16 protein-coding genes and 1 tRNA gene are annotated in these 15,091 nt (G+C 71.2%); 10 read left to right on the top strand and 7 right to left on the bottom strand.

Annotated features, from left to right (window positions below):
• Positions 1–67: 67 nt before the first annotated feature.
• Complete coding sequence (locus tag BLV02_RS12585) at positions 68–526, top strand: SRPBCC family protein (protein WP_069115047.1); 459 nt, start codon at positions 68–70, stop codon at positions 524–526.
• A 6-nt stretch (positions 527–532) separates the two neighbouring features.
• On the opposite strand, the gene BLV02_RS12590 is transcribed toward BLV02_RS12585, so the two are convergent.
• Positions 533–1,135, bottom strand: a complete 603-nt coding sequence (locus BLV02_RS12590) for a flavodoxin family protein (RefSeq protein ID WP_069115195.1) — start codon at positions 1,133–1,135, stop codon at positions 533–535.
• 482 nt (positions 1,136–1,617) lie between these two features.
• Between BLV02_RS12590 and BLV02_RS12595 the strand changes: the two genes are divergently transcribed.
• On the top strand, positions 1,618–2,424 hold the full coding sequence (locus BLV02_RS12595; protein WP_069115194.1) for a SigB/SigF/SigG family RNA polymerase sigma factor: 807 nt from the start codon (positions 1,618–1,620) through the stop codon (positions 2,422–2,424).
• 110 nt (positions 2,425–2,534) lie between these two features.
• Here the strand turns inward: BLV02_RS12595 and BLV02_RS12600 are convergent, their stop codons facing one another.
• Positions 2,535–2,735 (bottom strand): hypothetical protein, encoded by a 201-nt coding sequence (locus BLV02_RS12600; protein ID WP_069115046.1) that lies wholly within the window; start codon positions 2,733–2,735, stop codon positions 2,535–2,537.
• 208 nt (positions 2,736–2,943) lie between these two features.
• Here BLV02_RS12600 and BLV02_RS12605 point away from each other — a divergent pair, with 208 nt between their 5' ends.
• Both BLV02_RS12605 and BLV02_RS12610 read left to right on the top strand, forming a co-directional pair.
• Positions 2,944–3,969, top strand: coding sequence for a cytochrome P450 (locus BLV02_RS12605; protein ID WP_069115045.1), 1,026 nt, complete (start codon positions 2,944–2,946; stop codon positions 3,967–3,969).
• Complete coding sequence (locus BLV02_RS12610; RefSeq protein WP_069115044.1) at positions 3,966–4,391, top strand: DUF6098 family protein; 426 nt, start codon at positions 3,966–3,968, stop codon at positions 4,389–4,391. Before BLV02_RS12605 ends, BLV02_RS12610 begins: the two co-directional genes overlap by 4 nt.
• A gap of 173 nt (positions 4,392–4,564) precedes the next feature.
• Here the strand turns inward: BLV02_RS12610 and BLV02_RS12615 are convergent, their stop codons facing one another.
• A complete protein-coding gene (locus BLV02_RS12615; RefSeq protein WP_069115043.1) occupies positions 4,565–4,942 on the bottom strand; it encodes a VOC family protein in 378 nt (125 codons plus the stop codon).
• A 5-nt stretch (positions 4,943–4,947) separates the two neighbouring features.
• Positions 4,948–5,172: a DUF7218 family protein gene (locus tag BLV02_RS12620; protein WP_069115042.1), complete on the bottom strand. Its 225-nt coding sequence runs from the start codon at positions 5,170–5,172 to the stop codon at positions 4,948–4,950.
• Positions 5,173–5,287: 115 nt separating this feature from the next.
• On the opposite strand from BLV02_RS12620, the gene BLV02_RS12625 reads away from it, so the two are divergent.
• Both BLV02_RS12625 and BLV02_RS12635 read left to right on the top strand, forming a co-directional pair.
• On the top strand, positions 5,288–5,842 hold the full coding sequence (locus BLV02_RS12625; RefSeq protein WP_083289266.1) for a hemerythrin domain-containing protein: 555 nt from the start codon (positions 5,288–5,290) through the stop codon (positions 5,840–5,842).
• A 549-nt stretch (positions 5,843–6,391) separates the two neighbouring features.
• Positions 6,392–6,739 (top strand): DUF6401 family natural product biosynthesis protein, encoded by a 348-nt coding sequence (locus BLV02_RS12635; RefSeq protein ID WP_069115040.1) that lies wholly within the window; start codon positions 6,392–6,394, stop codon positions 6,737–6,739.
• Between the two features lie 18 nt (positions 6,740–6,757).
• On the opposite strand, the gene BLV02_RS12640 is transcribed toward BLV02_RS12635, so the two are convergent.
• From BLV02_RS12640 to BLV02_RS12650, 3 genes are all read right to left on the bottom strand, one after another.
• Positions 6,758–7,624: a mechanosensitive ion channel family protein gene (locus BLV02_RS12640; protein WP_083289231.1), complete on the bottom strand. Its 867-nt coding sequence runs from the start codon at positions 7,622–7,624 to the stop codon at positions 6,758–6,760.
• Positions 7,625–7,817: 193 nt separating this feature from the next.
• Positions 7,818–7,946 (bottom strand): hypothetical protein, encoded by a 129-nt coding sequence (locus tag BLV02_RS38010; RefSeq protein WP_281243378.1) that lies wholly within the window; start codon positions 7,944–7,946, stop codon positions 7,818–7,820.
• A 170-nt stretch (positions 7,947–8,116) separates the two neighbouring features.
• Positions 8,117–8,201: transfer RNA gene (locus BLV02_RS12650), tRNA-Leu, on the bottom strand.
• A 201-nt stretch (positions 8,202–8,402) separates the two neighbouring features.
• Here BLV02_RS12650 and BLV02_RS12655 point away from each other — a divergent pair.
• Genes BLV02_RS12655 through narI form a run of 4 tightly spaced genes read left to right on the top strand, consistent with a single transcriptional unit; the run spans position 8,403 to position 15,086 of the window.
• The gene (locus BLV02_RS12655) at positions 8,403–12,071 is read left to right on the top strand and encodes a nitrate reductase subunit alpha (protein ID WP_069115038.1); all 3,669 of its coding nucleotides are present in this window, start codon (positions 8,403–8,405) and stop codon (positions 12,069–12,071) included.
• The gene (gene narH, locus BLV02_RS12660) at positions 12,071–13,735 is read left to right on the top strand and encodes a nitrate reductase subunit beta (protein WP_069115037.1); all 1,665 of its coding nucleotides are present in this window, start codon (positions 12,071–12,073) and stop codon (positions 13,733–13,735) included. The genes BLV02_RS12655 and narH overlap by 1 nt, the downstream gene beginning before the upstream one ends.
• Complete coding sequence (gene narJ / locus BLV02_RS12665; RefSeq protein ID WP_069115036.1) at positions 13,732–14,361, top strand: nitrate reductase molybdenum cofactor assembly chaperone; 630 nt, start codon at positions 13,732–13,734, stop codon at positions 14,359–14,361. Before narH ends, narJ begins: the two co-directional genes overlap by 4 nt.
• A complete protein-coding gene (gene narI / locus BLV02_RS12670; protein ID WP_069115035.1) occupies positions 14,358–15,086 on the top strand; it encodes a respiratory nitrate reductase subunit gamma in 729 nt (242 codons plus the stop codon). The genes narJ and narI overlap by 4 nt, the downstream gene beginning before the upstream one ends.
• Positions 15,087–15,091 lie beyond the last annotated feature (5 nt).

Here is a 15,091-nt window from a genome sequence, read left to right on the forward strand (position 1 = left end):
CGTTACCCGGCCGCAGGCCCGGGTACGGGCCGAGGGACCGACGAACGACGACCCGAGAGGAGCACCGATGACCACGGCCACGAAGTCGGTCGACGTGCACTGCCCGATCACGACCGCCTACAACCAGTGGACCCAGTTCGAGGAGTTCCCGAAGTTCATGGACGGCGTCGAGACCGTCCGCCAGCTCGACGACCGGCACCTGCACTGGACGGTGCGCATCGCCGGCGTGCAGCGCGAGTTCGACGCCGAGATCACCGAACAGCACCCCGACGAGAGGATCGCGTGGCGCTCCACCGGCGGCGTCGACCAGGCCGGCGTCGTGACGTTCCATCAGCTGGACGCCGAGAACACGCGGGTGACGCTGCAGCTGGAGATGGAGCCCGAGGGCCTGGCGGAGAAGGCCGGCGAGAAGAGCGGCCTGGTCGCGATGGCCGCCGAGCGCGACATGGCGAACTTCAAGGAGTTCATCGAGGCGCGCGGCCTGGCCTCCGGCGCGTGGCGCGGCGACGTCCCCCGCGAGGGATAGTCCTGGTCAGGACGGCGCCGGCAGCGGGGAATCGGCCAGCGCCCGGGCGACGGCGACCAGATTGGCCGCCATCGTCCGGCCGGTCGAATGCGCCCACTCGTGGCCCTTGGTCTCGTCCAGGTAGTCCGGTCCGGGCCCGGGGCCGAGGTGCCAGTACGTCCACGCCTGTGCGGGGATGGTGAACCCGATGTCGACCAGCCCGCCGCACAGCTCGGAGATGACGTGGTGGGCGCCGTCCTCGTTGCCGGTGACGACGACGCCGGCGACCCGGCCGTACGCGACCGGCCGTCCGCTGTCGTCGGTCTCGGAGATCATCGCGTCCAGCCGCTCGAGCGCCCGCTGCGCCAGCGACGACGGCCGGCCCACCCACGTCGGGCTCGCGACGACGAGGATCTCGGCGGCGAGAATCGCCTCGTGCACGCGCGGCCACTCGTCGTCCTCGTTCATGCGCGTCTCGACCCCGGGCGGCACGTTCAGATCGACCAGCCGGAACACGGTGACATCGACGTCGTCATCGCGCAGGTAGCCGGCGACGACGTCGGCCAGGGCTGCGGTGTTCGACGGCTGCGGCGACGGCTTGAGCGTGCAGTTCAGGACCACGGCCTTCACGACGACGCCCACCTGGTAGCGAACAGAGATCCCTGCGCCCACTGGCCACGACGCCTCCCGTGCTCGCGTGTCTCCGGCGACGGCTGTGGCGGCGGGTGTGGTGTGCACATGGCTTCGGCGATACCCGGGATCGCTGTGCTGCATTCGCCGGCAGCCGGCGGCGAGACTGCGCTGGAGGTGGCAGCCCCCCCGATGACGAGCGCGGTTGGGAAGGAGCAACCGCCGGGTTCATGGTCGCAGTGGTCCGTACCCGTCGTGGACCTGGCCGACGGGCACTGCCCAGGGTGCCGGTCTGGCATCGGTGCACGTCAGCGCGCGATGAGAGCCGGTCAGACGCGGAGTGGCAGCGGATCGCCATCGCGCGACTCAAGGTAGACAGACCTTTCTGTTCGTTCGCGCTTGATGGCGAACGGGTCGCTGTGGTTCGGTGGGCCCACGTGGTCAAGCAAACGCCACGTCGCCCTCGATGAGAGGTGCACGTCATGCAGAGCCACGCAGCATCACCCGATCGGATCCAGCGCGACCATCAGAACCGCACACGGGCGCGCCTGACCAAAGACCTGCTGATACAGGCAGCGGCGGCGCGCGGCGACGAACGCCGCAAACTCCTCGACGAAGTCGTCATTCTTCACCTCAACGTCGCTGCGGCGATCGCCCGGCGCTACGACCGTCGGGGCATCGAGCACGAGGATCTGCTGCAGGTGGCCAACCTCGGCCTCGTCGGCGCCGCACGCCGCTTCGACCCCGGCCGTGGCAAGGACTTCATCTCCTTCGCGGTCCCGACCATCCGCGGCGAGGTGAAGAAGTACTTCCGTGACCACGGCTGGGCGGTGCGGCCGCCTCGGCGAGTGCAGGAGATGGCCGCAGCGGTATCGGCTGCAACTCAGGAGATGTCGCAGGTCAATGGAGTCGCCCCCGGCGCGGCCGAGCTCGCCGATCACCTAGGAGTCGGGGTCGATGACGTCGTGGAGGCCAGCGCCTCGCGTGAATGCTTCAAGACAGCCTCGCTCGACTACCGCGGCGACGACGGGGACGAGAGCGCATTCGCGGACACCCTCGGCAAGGACGACGATGGCTACACCCGCGTCGACGCCGTGGCGATGCTGGCGCCGGCGTGTCGGATGCTCAAGCCACGCGACCGGCACATCGTCTACCTGCGCTTCTTCAAGGGCTTGACCCAACAGGAGATCGGCGCCGAATTCGGTGTCACACAGATGCAGGTCTCGCGACTGCTGGCTCGCATCCTCGGCAGCCTTCGCAACCAGCTGCGTCCGCAAGGAGCCGGATGAGAAGGGTCGTCTCGTGCCGCCCCCGCAGCGAGATGACCACGTCCCCGCGCCTGGTTCACCCCGTCACCGGGCGCGGGGACGGCATCCGATCCGCGACGTAACCTGACCCATCAGCGGGTGGCTAGCAGGCCGACGATCGCGAGGACCGCCAAGCCGCAGAGCAGCCCGACGACGACCGCCACCATCAACGTGCCGCCGGGCCAGCCGCCGCGGCGCTCGCTCGGGTGATCGAACGCCGTGGGGCCCTCCTGCGGCGCCGGCCGTTGCGCCGGGTCCTCGTAGCCGCCTTGGTCCTCGTCAGGATGGCTCATGTCCGGCTCCGTACCCGGGCGGCGACGTCGCATCCCGGTGACCGAAATCCTCTCCGTGCGGGCGCTGCACCGCCTGGGCCGGGCATGGTGCCGGACTGTGCGTGGTGCTGCTGAAACGGCGACGCATCGGTGCGTGGCATGCCGGGGTCCGAGCCGGGTACGTGGGTTCTACGATCCGCGGCTGCGGCGTCAGGGCGCCATTCCGTCGGTGATCGGTGACGTGATCTTCGGGCGGGGCTCGGTCCACGGCCTGGACGACGCCCGGCACCACCGCTACAAGGCCAGGTACTTGGAGCTGCTCACCCCAGCGACCGCGGACGCGCTGCGCTCGCGCAGCCGGCAACAATGGGAACAGGCCGCCCGCACCTGGGAACCCGACCGTCCGTTCGTGCTGTTCGACCAGGCGGCCTATGTGCTCACCGCGACGATGCTCCCGTGGGCCGGCATACCAGCGGAGCCGTCCGACGTGGCGCGGCGCGCGCGCCAGCTCACAGCGGTACTCGACGGTTTCGCCGTCGTCGGTCCTGAGTACGTGCGGGCCAGAACCGCGCGGCGTCGCCTGGACCGCTGGGCCGCCGCACTGATCCGCGCGGCCCGGGGCGGCCGGCTCCAGGTTCAGCCGGGAACGGCGGTGGACGTCATGGCGCAAGCCCGGGAGGCGGACGGCCGCCTGCTGACACCACAGCAGGCCGGCGTCGCCCTCCTCAACATCGTGCGGCCGGCCGTCGCCGTGGCATGGTTCGTCGCGTTCGCGGCGGTCGCGCTGGCGCATCAGCCGTACTGGCGGGACCGGATCGCCGCCGGTGACGACGCCGCGCTCGGCGCGTTCGCGCAGGAGGTCCGCCGCCGGTACCCGTTCGTACCGATTCTCGCCGCCCGTGCCCGCGCCGGCCAGGACGTGCTCGGCATCGACGTTCCGGCGGGCGGCTACGTCGTCCTCGACGTCTACGGCACCGACCACGACCCGGCGCACTGGACCGACCCGGACCGATTCGACCCCAGCCGCTTTCGCGGAGCCCCGCCCGTACCCGGCACCCTCGTCCCGCAGGGCGGCGGCGCCTACCGGACCGGGCACCGCTGCCCGGGCGAGGACGTCACCCTCGTCCTGCTCGAGGAGGCCGTGCGCCGGCTGGCGCTGTCACACCTCGAGCTCCCGGAACAGGACCTGAGCGTCGACCTCGCCCGTGTCCCAGCCCGGCCGCGCAGCGGTGTGCTGGTCGCCGTCGACGGATGACCCCCGGCACCCTGCCGGTCCTCGACTCGCTCGACGACGTCCTGCGTGCCGTCCGCGACCATCCCGGACTGCTCGTGCGGTACTCGAACGGGCCGGACGCCGACCGGCGCGACGGCCCGAGCCGCGACTACGAGGCCGGCCTCAGCCTGCCGGGCTGGTCGGTCACGACGCTGGATCCGGAATGGTGGTGGTCGCGGCCGGCGGCCGACTGGGTGGCGCGGCGGCTGTGCAAGTACGACGAACTGGGTCAGGACGACCGCTACCCGTGGCTGCTCACCGGCCGGGTCGTCGGCGAAGGACCCGACCACGAGCCACTCGTCACCGATCTCGTCCCGATCGCGCGGGTCGGTCCGCGTGCGCTCGCCGAGGCACGACGGCGCTACGAGGAGCGGTTCGACGCCGGCCGAGGGCCAGCGGACTGACCGACCGAAAGGTCCGGAGCGATCCGGTCGATCAGGGCCGAGGAGCGCCCAGGCCCTGCTGCGGCTGCACGCCATGACAGAGCTGCGCGGGCGCGGTACGGGCTCCGCATCCGCGACCTCGACCTGGACCTCGGCCCCGCTCGGCACCTTGCTGGGCGACTTGAGTTGCTCGGTCAGGGCGACCGGTGGTGCAGGACGCAGAACTCGTTGCCCTCCGGGTCGGCCAGCACGGTGAACCCCTCGCGGCCGGTCTGCCCGACGTCGGCGCGGGTGGCGCCGAGACTGAGCAGTCGCTCGACCTCCGCGTGTGCCGTTCCGGCCGCGGCGACGAGGTCCGGGTGGTTGCGGTTCTTCCCGTGCTTCGGCCCGGCGCTGGGCTGCAGCCAGACCGAGAGCGCACCTGCCGGCGCGTCGTCGGGCGGCCACAGATGGGCGCCGTCGCCTTCGTCGTCGCGGTCGATCCGGTAGCCCAGCGCTGCGGACCAGAACCGCGACATCAGGTCCACGTCCCGGACGTCGAGCGTCCACTGCGAGAAGGTGCTGGCCGCCATCGAGCTCAGCTCTTCTTCCGGGCGGCCTTGCCGCCCTTGCGCCCGGCCTTCTTCTTCTGCGCGGTGGTGCCGCCCTGCGAGCTGTCGCCGCCGGAGCCGCTCTGCTTGCCGCCGCGCTTCGACGCGCCGGGGGAGTTGGCGATGCGCGCGGCTCGTTCCTTCGACATCCCCTTGTCCTTGAGGGCTTCGTACTGTTTCTCGTTCTTGACGTTCGCCGACTTGCTGGGCATGACGACCTCCGGTGTTCGATCCTGTGACGCCCGTACCCGGCATCGGAACCGCGCATGCGGCCGTCCGCGCCGGGTACGGGCCTGCCCAGCCGACGCCGAGGAGAGGGTGGGGATGATGAGCGAGAGCCGTGACGTGGTGGACCTGATCGAGAAGGACCACCGGGAGATCGAGCGGCTCTTCGAGCTGCTGCGCGCCGATCCCGGGCAGCGCGACCTGGCGGTGACGGAGGTGACGGCGCTGCTGGTCGCGCACAGCCGGGCCGAGGAGGCCGAGGTGTACCCCGTCGCGCGGGACGAGGCCGGCGAGACCGACGAGGTGGCGCACAGCCAGGAGGAGCACGCCGAGGCCGAGGCGATCCTCGAGCGGCTGGCCGCGATGGATGCGCACGACCCGCGGTACGAGTCGGTGCTGCGCGAGCTGGTCGACTCCGTCGGTCACCACGTCGAGGAGGAGGAGAGCACCGTCCTGCCGGGCATGCGGCAGCGGCTCAGCGACGAGCGCCGGGCCGAGCTGGGCGAGGCGTTCCTCGCGGCCCGGGCTGAGCACCTCGGTGACCGGCCGGGCGAGGCCACCCGGGCGGACCTCGCCCAGCAGGCCCGCAACCTCGGCGTGGAGCGCACGTCCGGCATGACGAAGGACGAGCTGCGCGACGAGGTCACGCCCGACTGACCAAGGGGCCGTCGACGTTCGAGAACTGGCAGAGCGAGTGGCTGCAGCTGGACTTCCAAGCCGTCCTGCTGCTGGCCGCGAAACACCTGCTGTTCCAAGCCGACGCCGAGGACCTGGAGCGGATCGAGCGGAAGATCGACACCATCCACGAGCACGTCGGCGCCGGTCCGGCCGGCCCCGCGAAGGGCGACGAGGCCGCGATCGACCCGGAACCACGCAGCTGACCAGCGATCCGGGGAGGAGATGGCATCATGACGTTCGGGTACTTCCTCGCCAGTGAGGACTGGAGCTGCGACAGCTGATCCGGCAGGCTGTCCGGGCGCAGGAGGCCGGATCGCCACCGCCGTCACCTGCCCGACCACTCGCATCCACCCGGCCATCATTCGCCCAGGCCGCGGCGACAGTGTCGAGCACGCATGCCTCTACACCAGGCCGGAGAGCTACGGCACCGACGCGGCGGAGGCGGCACGCACAGCCCATCGGCTCTGGCCGCGGCTGACCGATCCCCGGACGCTTGGATACGGACCGGCTTTCGTACCCTGGGCTGACATGAACTGGTTGGCAGCCCGCCGCAGACGCAGTATCGCCCAGCGGGAGCTCGTGTTGCTCTCCGCACTGATCGGCGTGGACGCAGCACCCCGATGGACGCCGGGCCGGCTCGCCGAGATCGACCAGCACGCCGCCGCGGTCCGCGACATCCTCGTCCTGGACGGCCACGGCCTTGGCCCGATCGCCCTCGCCGACTACGCGCGCGGCGTCGAGGACGTCGCACGGGAGGGCGGCTGGCGCCCCGGCGCCGACGACTGGGTGTCGCTGCGCCTGGCCGGCGTGTGCCTGCTGGCCATGGCCGGTGGGGCCATGGCCAGCATCGCGGACGGCGACGCCGCGCTCTCCTGAGCGGCGCCACCGCCGCTCCTACGGGTAGTCCCGCGGCGACGAACCCGGGTACGGCGTGGAGGCGTCCGGCCCCGTGCCCGTGTGCCGGCCGGTGCCGGCCGGCGGCGCGCTCGTCGTCGACGGCGTCCCGCTCGGCGGCATCTCCGACGGCGGTACGCCGGCCGGCGCCTCCTGCGCCCGCAACGCGTCCTCGCGGCCGCGCTGGTAGGCCTCGGTGCGCGTCCGCGCCTCCGGGATCTCCCGCTCGGCCCGGCTCAGCCAGCGCTCCCAGCGCTGCTCCATCGGCCGCAGCATCCCACCGCCGACACCGACGACGATCACGCCGGCGACCGTGGCGAGCACCGCGATCAGCACCGGGGTCGTCACGGTCGTGGCGACGCCAATCTGGTTCAGCGCGGCGATCACCCCGAGGGCGATGACGAAGACCTGCACGATCCGAGCGACCATGCGGCCGTAGCTCAGCCCGCTCAGCGCACTGCCGACGAGGTCGCCGAGCGCGCTGGCGATAGCCGTCGCCACCACGACGATGACGACCGCGACGATCGCCTGCGGCAGCCAGGCCACGATGTCGGACAGCAGGTCGCTCACCGGGTTGGGACCGAAGACGCCGAACGCCATCTGCAACGCGAGCAGCAGCACCGCGTAGTAGACCAAGGTCGCGATCAGGCCGCTGGCGTCGTACTTCGACTGCGCCAACGCCCGCCGGACCCCGCCGCGCTCGACGGCGCGGTCGAAGCCGACCCGCTCGAGCACCACGTCGACCAGCTTGCGCAGCGCCTTCGCCACGAGCCAGCCGATGAACAGGATCACCAGGAACGCGGCGAACTTGGGCAGGAACGTGATCACGGCGTTGAGGGCGTCGTCCCACGATTGCGTGATGTCCATCCGGCTCACATCCTTCCGGGCCGGGTCGGCGAGCCGTCCGTCGGCCGCCGGCCGCATGCCCTACCGGCACGCGGGACGCGTACCCCAGCGGCTCCGATCCCACGCATCCGGGGCAAAACGGGAGCTCATCGAGGCGCGCGGCCTGGCCTCCGGCGCCTGGCGCGGCGTCGTCCCGCGTCAGGGATAGTCCGGGTCAGGACGGCGCGGGCAGCGGGGATTCGGCCAGTGCCCGGGCGACGGCGACGAGGTTGGTCGCAGGGCGGCCCACGCACGTCGGGCTCGCGACGACGAGGATCTCGGCGGCGAGGATCGCATCGTGCACGCGCGGCCACTCAACGTCGTCCTGGCCGCACGACACCTGCCGTGTCGGGTTTCGGTTGACACCGCCGTCCTGCAGAGACCTTATGAGGGGCTGGGTCTGGACCTGACCTACGAGCCCCTGGCACATCAGCTCCGGGCGGAGCTGATGTCTTGGAATGAGATCCAGAAGAGTGTCCGAGGGGGGACTTGAACCCCCACCCCCTTGACGGGGACTAGCACCTCAAGCTAGCGCGTCTGCCTATTCCGCCACCCGGACTTTGCGGCGCCCTCGTGCAGCGCCAGCGGCTGCGTAACCATACCAAACTCGCGGGGTCCTCTGTCCAACCAGGGACCGTACGACGCGCCGAGGGAGTTGGGCGGGATGGGCCGCCCGGCCACGTGATCATGTCTATGCTCGAACCCAACGCCCCGCGCAGGGGAGAGGCGGGGCTGCCGACCACGAGGAATCGAGGGGCGGATGGCCGGACCGGCGCGCGAACGAGGGGTGGACGGGCCGGCCTCGGCGGCCCTGTTGAAGGCCGGGAGGTTCTTCACCCGCTGGGACGAGTCCGGCGACGGGCGGGTGGTGTTCCGGGACGGGGGCCGGCAGGGCGACGTGTTCTATCGGGACCGGTGGAGCCACGACAAGGTGGTCCGGTCGACCCACGGGGTGAACTGCACGGGGTCGTGCTCGTGGAAGGTGTACGTCAAGGACGGCATCATCACCTGGGAGACGCAGCAGACGGATTATCCGTCGGTGGGGCCGGACCGGCCCGAGTACGAACCGAGAGGCTGCCCGCGGGGCGCGGCCTTCAGCTGGTACACCTACTCGCCGACGCGGGTGCGGTACCCGTACGTGCGCGGTGTGCTCCTGGACCTGTACCGCGAGGCGAAGCAGCGCCTCGGCGACCCCGTCCTGGCGTGGGCCGACATCACGGGCGACGACGAGAAGCGGCGCAGCTACCAGCGGGCGCGGGGCAAGGGCGGGCTCGTGAGAGCCAGCTGGGACGAGGCCATCGAGATCGCCGCCGCGGCGCACGTGCACACGATCAAGGAGTACGGGCCGGACCGCTGCGCCGGCTTCTCGCCCATCCCGGCCATGTCCATGGTCTCGCACGCCATCGGGACGCGGTTCGTGCAGCTCATCGGCGGCGTCATGACGTCGTTCTACGACTGGTACGCCGACCTCCCGGTGGCCAGCCCGCAGGTCTTCGGCGATCAGACGGACGTGCCGGAGTCGGGGGACTGGTGGGACGCGACGTATCTGATGATGTGGGGCTCGAACGTCCCCGTCACGCGCACGCCCGACGCCCACTGGATGGCGGAGGTCCGCTACCGCGGCACGAAGGTCGTCACGGTCAGCCCCGACTACGCCGACAACACCAAGTTCGCCGACGAGTGGATGCCGGCCCAGGCGGGCACCGACGCCGCGCTGGCGATGGCGATGGGCCACGTGGTGCTGAAAGAGCACTTCGTCGACGATCAGACTCCGTTCTTCGCCGACTACGTCCGCAGCTACACCGACCTGCCGATGCTCATCCGGCTCGAGCCGCACGAGCGGGGCGGCCTGACCCCCGGCAAGTTCCTCACCGCGGCCGACCTCGGGCACGAGGCGGCAGAGGACCAGTGGAAGACGGTGGTGCTGGACGAGGGCACCGGCGAGCCGCGGGTCCCGAACGGCTCCATCGGGTTCCGGTACGCGGAGTCCGGCAAGGGCCGCTGGAACCTCGACCTCGACGGCGTCACCCCGGCGCTCAGCATGGCCGGCGACGAAGCGACGGCCGTCGAGGTCCTCCTCCCGGCCTTCACGAATCCCGACGGCTCCGGCGACGTGCTGCGGCGCGGCGTGCCGGCCCGCCGCGTCGGCGGGCACCTGGTGACGACGGTGCTCGACCTCATGCTCGCCCAGTACGGCGTGCGGCGGCCGGAGCTCCCGGGGGAGTGGCCCACCGGCTACGACGACGCGAGCACGCCGTACACCCCGGCCTGGCAGGCCGAGATCACCAGCGTGCCGGCGGAGCAGTGCATCCGCATCGCCCGCGAGTTCGCCGCCAACGCCGAGGAGTCCGGCGGCCGCTCGATGATCATCCTCGGCGCCGGCGTCTGCCAGTGGTTCCACGGCGACGCGACGTACCGGGCCATCCTGTCGCTGCTCATCCTGACCGGCTGCATGGGCCGCAACGGCGGCGGCTGGGCGCACTACGTCGGCCAGGAGAAGTGCCGCCCCATCACGGGCTGGATCTCGCTGGCCAACGCGCTGGACTGGTCCCGACCGCCGCGCACCATGATCGGGACGGCGTACTGGTACATGCACACCGGCCAGTGGCGCAACGACGGCTACTCGACGGCGTCGCTGGCGTCGCCGCTGAGCACCGGCACCGAGGAGAAGCACACCGCCGACGCCATCGCCGAGTCCGCGAAGCTCGGCTGGATGCCGTTCTACCCGCAGTTCGAGACGAACCCGCTGCAGGTCGCGGACGACGCCGCGGCGGCGGTCGAGAACGGAGCGGCGAAGGACGCCGCCGAGTACGTCACCAAGGCACTCGACGACGGCACGCTGAAGCCCGCCATCGCCGACGTCGACGCGCCGCGGAACTGGCCGCGGACGCTGGTGCTGTGGCGCTCGAACCTCATGGGGTCGTCGGCGAAGGGCAACGAGTACTTCCTCAAGCACCTGCTCGGCACCCACTCCAACGTCATGGGGACGGAGAACCCGGCGGCGCCGCGGCCGCGGGACGTGACGTGGCACGACGAGGCCCCCGAGGGCAAGCTCGACCTGCTGGTCTCGGCCGACTTCCGCATGACGTCGACGACGCTGCTGTCCGACATCGTGCTGCCGGCGGCCACGTGGTACGAGAAGCACGACCTCTCGTCGACGGACATGCACCCGTTCGTGCACGCGTTCACGCCGGCCATCGACCCGCCGTGGGAGGCGAAGACCGACTTCGACGCGTTCCACCTGCTGGCCCGCAAGCTGTCCGCCATGGCGAAGACGCACCTGGGCACGCGCCGCGACCTCGTCAGCGTCCCGCTGCAGCACGACACCCCGGGTGAGGCGAAGTTCCCGGGCGGCCGGGCCGAGGGCAGCCGACCGGTGTTCACCGTCGTCGAGCGCGACTACACCGCCATCGCCGACAAGCTGGCCGCGGTCGGCCCGCTGGCCGACACCCTCGGCTTCACCGTCAAGAACGTCACCTTCCGGCTCGAGGAACAGACGCAACGGCTGGCCAAGGCCAACGGCGTCATGCTGGGCGGCGCCGCCGACGGCCGTCCGGCCATCGACACCGACGAGAAGCTGGCCGAGGCGATCCTCGCCTTCTCCGGGACGACGAACGGCGAGCTGGCCGTGCAGGGCTTCCGCACGCTGGAGGAACGCGTCGGCAAGCGGCTGGCCGACCTCGCCGAAGGCTCGGAGGAACGCAGGATCACCTTCGCCGACACCCAGACCGCCCCGGTCCCCGTCATCACGTCGCCGGAGTGGTCCGGCTCCGAGACCGGCGGCCGGCGGTACGCGCCGTTCACCGTCAACATCGAGCGGCTGAAGCCGTTCCACACGCTCACCGGCCGCATGCACTTCTACCTCGACCACGACTGGATGCTGGAGTACGGCGAGGCGCTGCCGATCTACCGGCCGCCGCTGGACTTCCACCGGCTGTTCGGCGAGCCCCGGCTGGGGCCCGACGGCGCCAGCCAGACCACTGTCCGCTACCTGACGCCGCACTCGAAGTGGTCGATCCACTCCGAGTACCAGGACAACCTGCTCATGCTGTCGCTGTCGCGCGGCGGCCCGGTCGTGTGGATGAGCCCACAGGACGCCGCGGCCATCGACGTGAAGGACAACGAGTGGGTCGAGTGCGTCAACGCGAACGGCGTGTTCGTCGGCCGCGCGATCGTGTCGCACCGGATGCCCCAGGGGGTCGTCTACGTGCACCACGCGCAGGAGCGCACCATCGACGTCCCGAAGTCGGAGGCGACCGGCCGGCGCGGCGGCATCCACAACTCGGTGACGCGGCTGCTGGTGAAGCCGACGCACCTGATCGGCGGGTACGCGCAGCTCTCGTACACGTTCAACTACCTCGGCCCGACGGGCAACCAGCGCGACCTGGTCTCGACCATCCGCAAGCGGTCCCAGGAGGTGACGTACTGATGCGGGTCATGGCGCAGCTGGCGATGGTGATGAACCTCGACAAGTGCATCGGGTGCCACACCTGCTCGGTCACGTGCAAGCAGGCGTGGACGAACCGCGCCGGCACCGAGTACGTCTGGTTCAACAACGTCGAGACCCGCCCCGGCCAGGGCTATCCGCGCCGGTACGAGGACCAGGAGCGCTGGCAGGGCGGCTGGACGCTGAACAAGCGCGGCAACCTCGAGCTGCGCACCGGCGGACGGCTGAAGCGGCTGCTCGGCATCTTCGCCAGCCCCGTGCAGCCGGAGCTGGCCGACTACTACGAGCCGTGGACCTACGACTACAAGATGCTCACCGAGGCGCCGCTGGGCGACGACTTCCCGGTGGCGCGGCCGAAGTCGCTGATCACCGGCGAGGACACCAAGGTCACGTGGTCGGCGAACTGGGACGACAACCTCGGCGGCACCAGCGAGCTGGGCCATCTCGACCCGGTGGTCGAGAAGGTGCGGCGCGAGTCGGAGGACAAGATCCGGTTCGAGTTCGAGCGGACGTTCATGTTCTACCTGCCGCGCATCTGCGAGCACTGCCTGAACCCGTCGTGCATGGCGTCGTGCCCGTCCGGCGCCATCTACAAGCGCAGCGAGGACGGCATCGTGCTGGTCGACCAGGACCGCTGCCGCGGCTGGCGGCAGTGCGTCACCGGCTGCCCGTACAAGAAGATCTACTTCAACCACCGCTCCGGCAAGGCGGAGAAGTGCACGTTCTGCTACCCGCGGGTCGAGGTGGGGTTGCCGACGGTGTGCGCGGAGACCTGCGTGGGGCGGCTGCGCTACCTCGGCCTGTTCCTGTACGACGCCGACAGGGTGACGCAGGCCGCGTCGACGCCGGACCCGCAGGACCTCTACGAGGCGCAGTTGGACCTCATGCTGGACCCGTCGGACCCCGACGTGGTGGCGGCGGCGCGAGCGGGCGGCGTGCCGGACGACTGGATCGACGCGGCCCGCCGCTCGCCGGTGTACGCGCTGGCCAAGACGTACCGCGTCGCGCTGCCGCTGCATCCTGAGTACCGCACGATGCCGATGGTCTGGTACGTGCCGCCGCTGTCGCCGGTGGTCGACCTGCTGGCCGAGCAGGGGCACGACGCCGAGGACCGCGCGACGCTGTTCGGCGCCATCGACGCGCTGCGCATCCCGGTCGAGTACCTGGCCGAGCTGTTCACCGCGGGGAGGACGTCGACGGTGACGCAGGTGCTGCGCAAGCTCGCCGCCATGCGCGCCTACATGCGCGACGTCACGCTCGGCCGCGACGGCGACCCGTCCATCCCGGCGTCGGTCGGCATGACGGAGGAGTCGCTGTACGCGATGTACCGGCTGATGGCGATCGCCAAGTACGACGAGCGCTACGTCATCCCGACGGCGCACGCCGAGCAGGCGCACGACCTCGAAGAGATCGGCTGCTCGCTGGACGTCGACGACGGGCCCGGCATGTACGAGTCCGGACCGTTCGGCGAGGCCAGCGGCCGGCCGGTGCCGGTCGCCGTCGAGACGTTCCAGGCGCTGAAACAGCGGCAGACCAGCGACAACCCGCCGGGCGGCGACCTCAGCGGCCGCGTCAACCTGCTGAACTGGGACGGCAGCGGCACGCCGGAGGGCCTGTTCCCGCCGAAGAAGGACGGCGCGCCGTGATCCGCCGCCGCGGTCCCGCCGCCGGCCACCGCGTCGTCCACCAGGTCGCGTCGTGGTGCCTCGACTACCCCGGCGCCGCGCTGGCCGAACGGCTGCCGCAGCTGGGCGCGGCCCTGGCCGAGCAGCCGCCGTCCGACGCCGTCACCCAGCTGTCCGGGCTGGTCGGCCACCTGGCCGGACGGCCGCTCGCGGACCTGCAGCGCGACTACGTCGACGTGTTCGACCTCAGCCGCGAGCGGGCGCTGCACCTGTCGTACTGGACCGACGGCGACACTCGGCGGCGCGGCGAGGTGCTGGCCCGGTTCAAGGCCGCCTACCGGGCCAGCGGCTTCCTCGTCGACCTGCGCGGCGAGCTGCCCGACCACCTGCCGACGGTGCTCGAGTTCGCCGCGGTCGCCGACCCCGCCGCCGGCGTCGCGCTGCTGCAGGAGTACCGCGCGTCGCTGGAACTGCTGAAGTTCGCGCTGCTCGACCTCGGCACGCCGTACGCCGGCGGGGTCGCCGCGGTCTGCGCCACGCTGCCGGGGGAGTCGCCGCCGGACCGTGCCGCCGTCCACGCCCAGGCCGGGCCGCCGCCCGTCGAGACCGTCGGGCTGGAACTGCTGCCGTACGGGAGCCGGCCGTGAACACCGTGCTGTGGGGCGTGCTGCCGTACCTCATGGTCGTGGTGCTGGTGGCCGGGTCGATCTGGCGCTACCGGTACGACAAGTTCGGCTGGACGACGCGGTCGTCGCAGCTCTACGAGTCGCGGCTGTTGCGCATCGGGTCGCCGCTGTTCCACTTCGGCATCCTCGTCGTGATCATCGGGCACATCGGCGGACTGGTGATCCCGGAGTCGTGGACCGAGGCCGTGGGCGTCAGCGAGGGGGTCTACCACGTCAACGCGCTGCTGTTCGGCGGTCTCGCCGGGGCCTGCACGCTGGCCGGCATCGCGATCCTGATCTACCGGCGCCGCCGCACCGGGCCGGTGTTCATGGCCACCACCCGCAACGACAAGGCGATGTACGTCGTCCTGGTCGGCGCCATCGCGCTGGGGCTGTGGACGACGCTGGTCAGCGTGGGCGCCGGGCACGAGGCGCACAACTACCGCGAGTCGGTGTCGCCGTGGTTCCGGTCGCTGTTCGTGCTGCAGCCCGACATCGACTCGATGGCCGCGGCGCCCGTGCAGTTCCACCTCCACACGCTGGTCGGCATGCTGCTGTTCGCGATCTGGCCGTTCACCCGGCTGGTGCACGCGTTCACCGCGCCGGTGCACTACCTGTTCCGCCCCTACATCGTCTACCGCAGCCGCGACGCGGCGCCGCGCCGCCGCGGCTGGGACACCGTCGGCAGCCGCGACCGGGACCGCTGAAGGAG

It is taken from the genome of Jiangella alba, from assembly GCF_900106035.1.
GTDB lineage: Bacteria > Actinomycetota > Actinomycetes > Jiangellales > Jiangellaceae > Jiangella > Jiangella alba.

Bases quoted from the DNA above. Each gene is read 5' to 3' on its own strand.
- BLV02_RS12610 (WP_069115044.1), top strand. From the start codon at position 3,966: ATGACCCCCGGCACCCTGCCGGTCCTCGACTCGCTCGACGACGTCCTG.
- narH (WP_069115037.1), top strand. From the start codon at position 12,071: ATGCGGGTCATGGCGCAGCTGGCGATGGTGATGAACCTCGACAAGTGC.
- BLV02_RS12620 (WP_069115042.1), bottom strand. From the start codon at position 5,172: ATGCCCAGCAAGTCGGCGAACGTCAAGAACGAGAAACAGTACGAAGCC.
- BLV02_RS12595 (WP_069115194.1), top strand. From the start codon at position 1,618: ATGCAGAGCCACGCAGCATCACCCGATCGGATCCAGCGCGACCATCAG.
- BLV02_RS12600 (WP_069115046.1), bottom strand. From the start codon at position 2,735: ATGAGCCATCCTGACGAGGACCAAGGCGGCTACGAGGACCCGGCGCAA.
- BLV02_RS12640 (WP_083289231.1), bottom strand. From the start codon at position 7,624: ATGGACATCACGCAATCGTGGGACGACGCCCTCAACGCCGTGATCACG.
- BLV02_RS12655 (WP_069115038.1), top strand. From the start codon at position 8,403: ATGGCCGGACCGGCGCGCGAACGAGGGGTGGACGGGCCGGCCTCGGCG.
- BLV02_RS12615 (WP_069115043.1), bottom strand. From the start codon at position 4,942: ATGGCGGCCAGCACCTTCTCGCAGTGGACGCTCGACGTCCGGGACGTG.
- BLV02_RS12585 (WP_069115047.1), top strand. From the start codon at position 68: ATGACCACGGCCACGAAGTCGGTCGACGTGCACTGCCCGATCACGACC.
- BLV02_RS12625 (WP_083289266.1), top strand. From the start codon at position 5,288: ATGAGCGAGAGCCGTGACGTGGTGGACCTGATCGAGAAGGACCACCGG.
- BLV02_RS12635 (WP_069115040.1), top strand. From the start codon at position 6,392: ATGAACTGGTTGGCAGCCCGCCGCAGACGCAGTATCGCCCAGCGGGAG.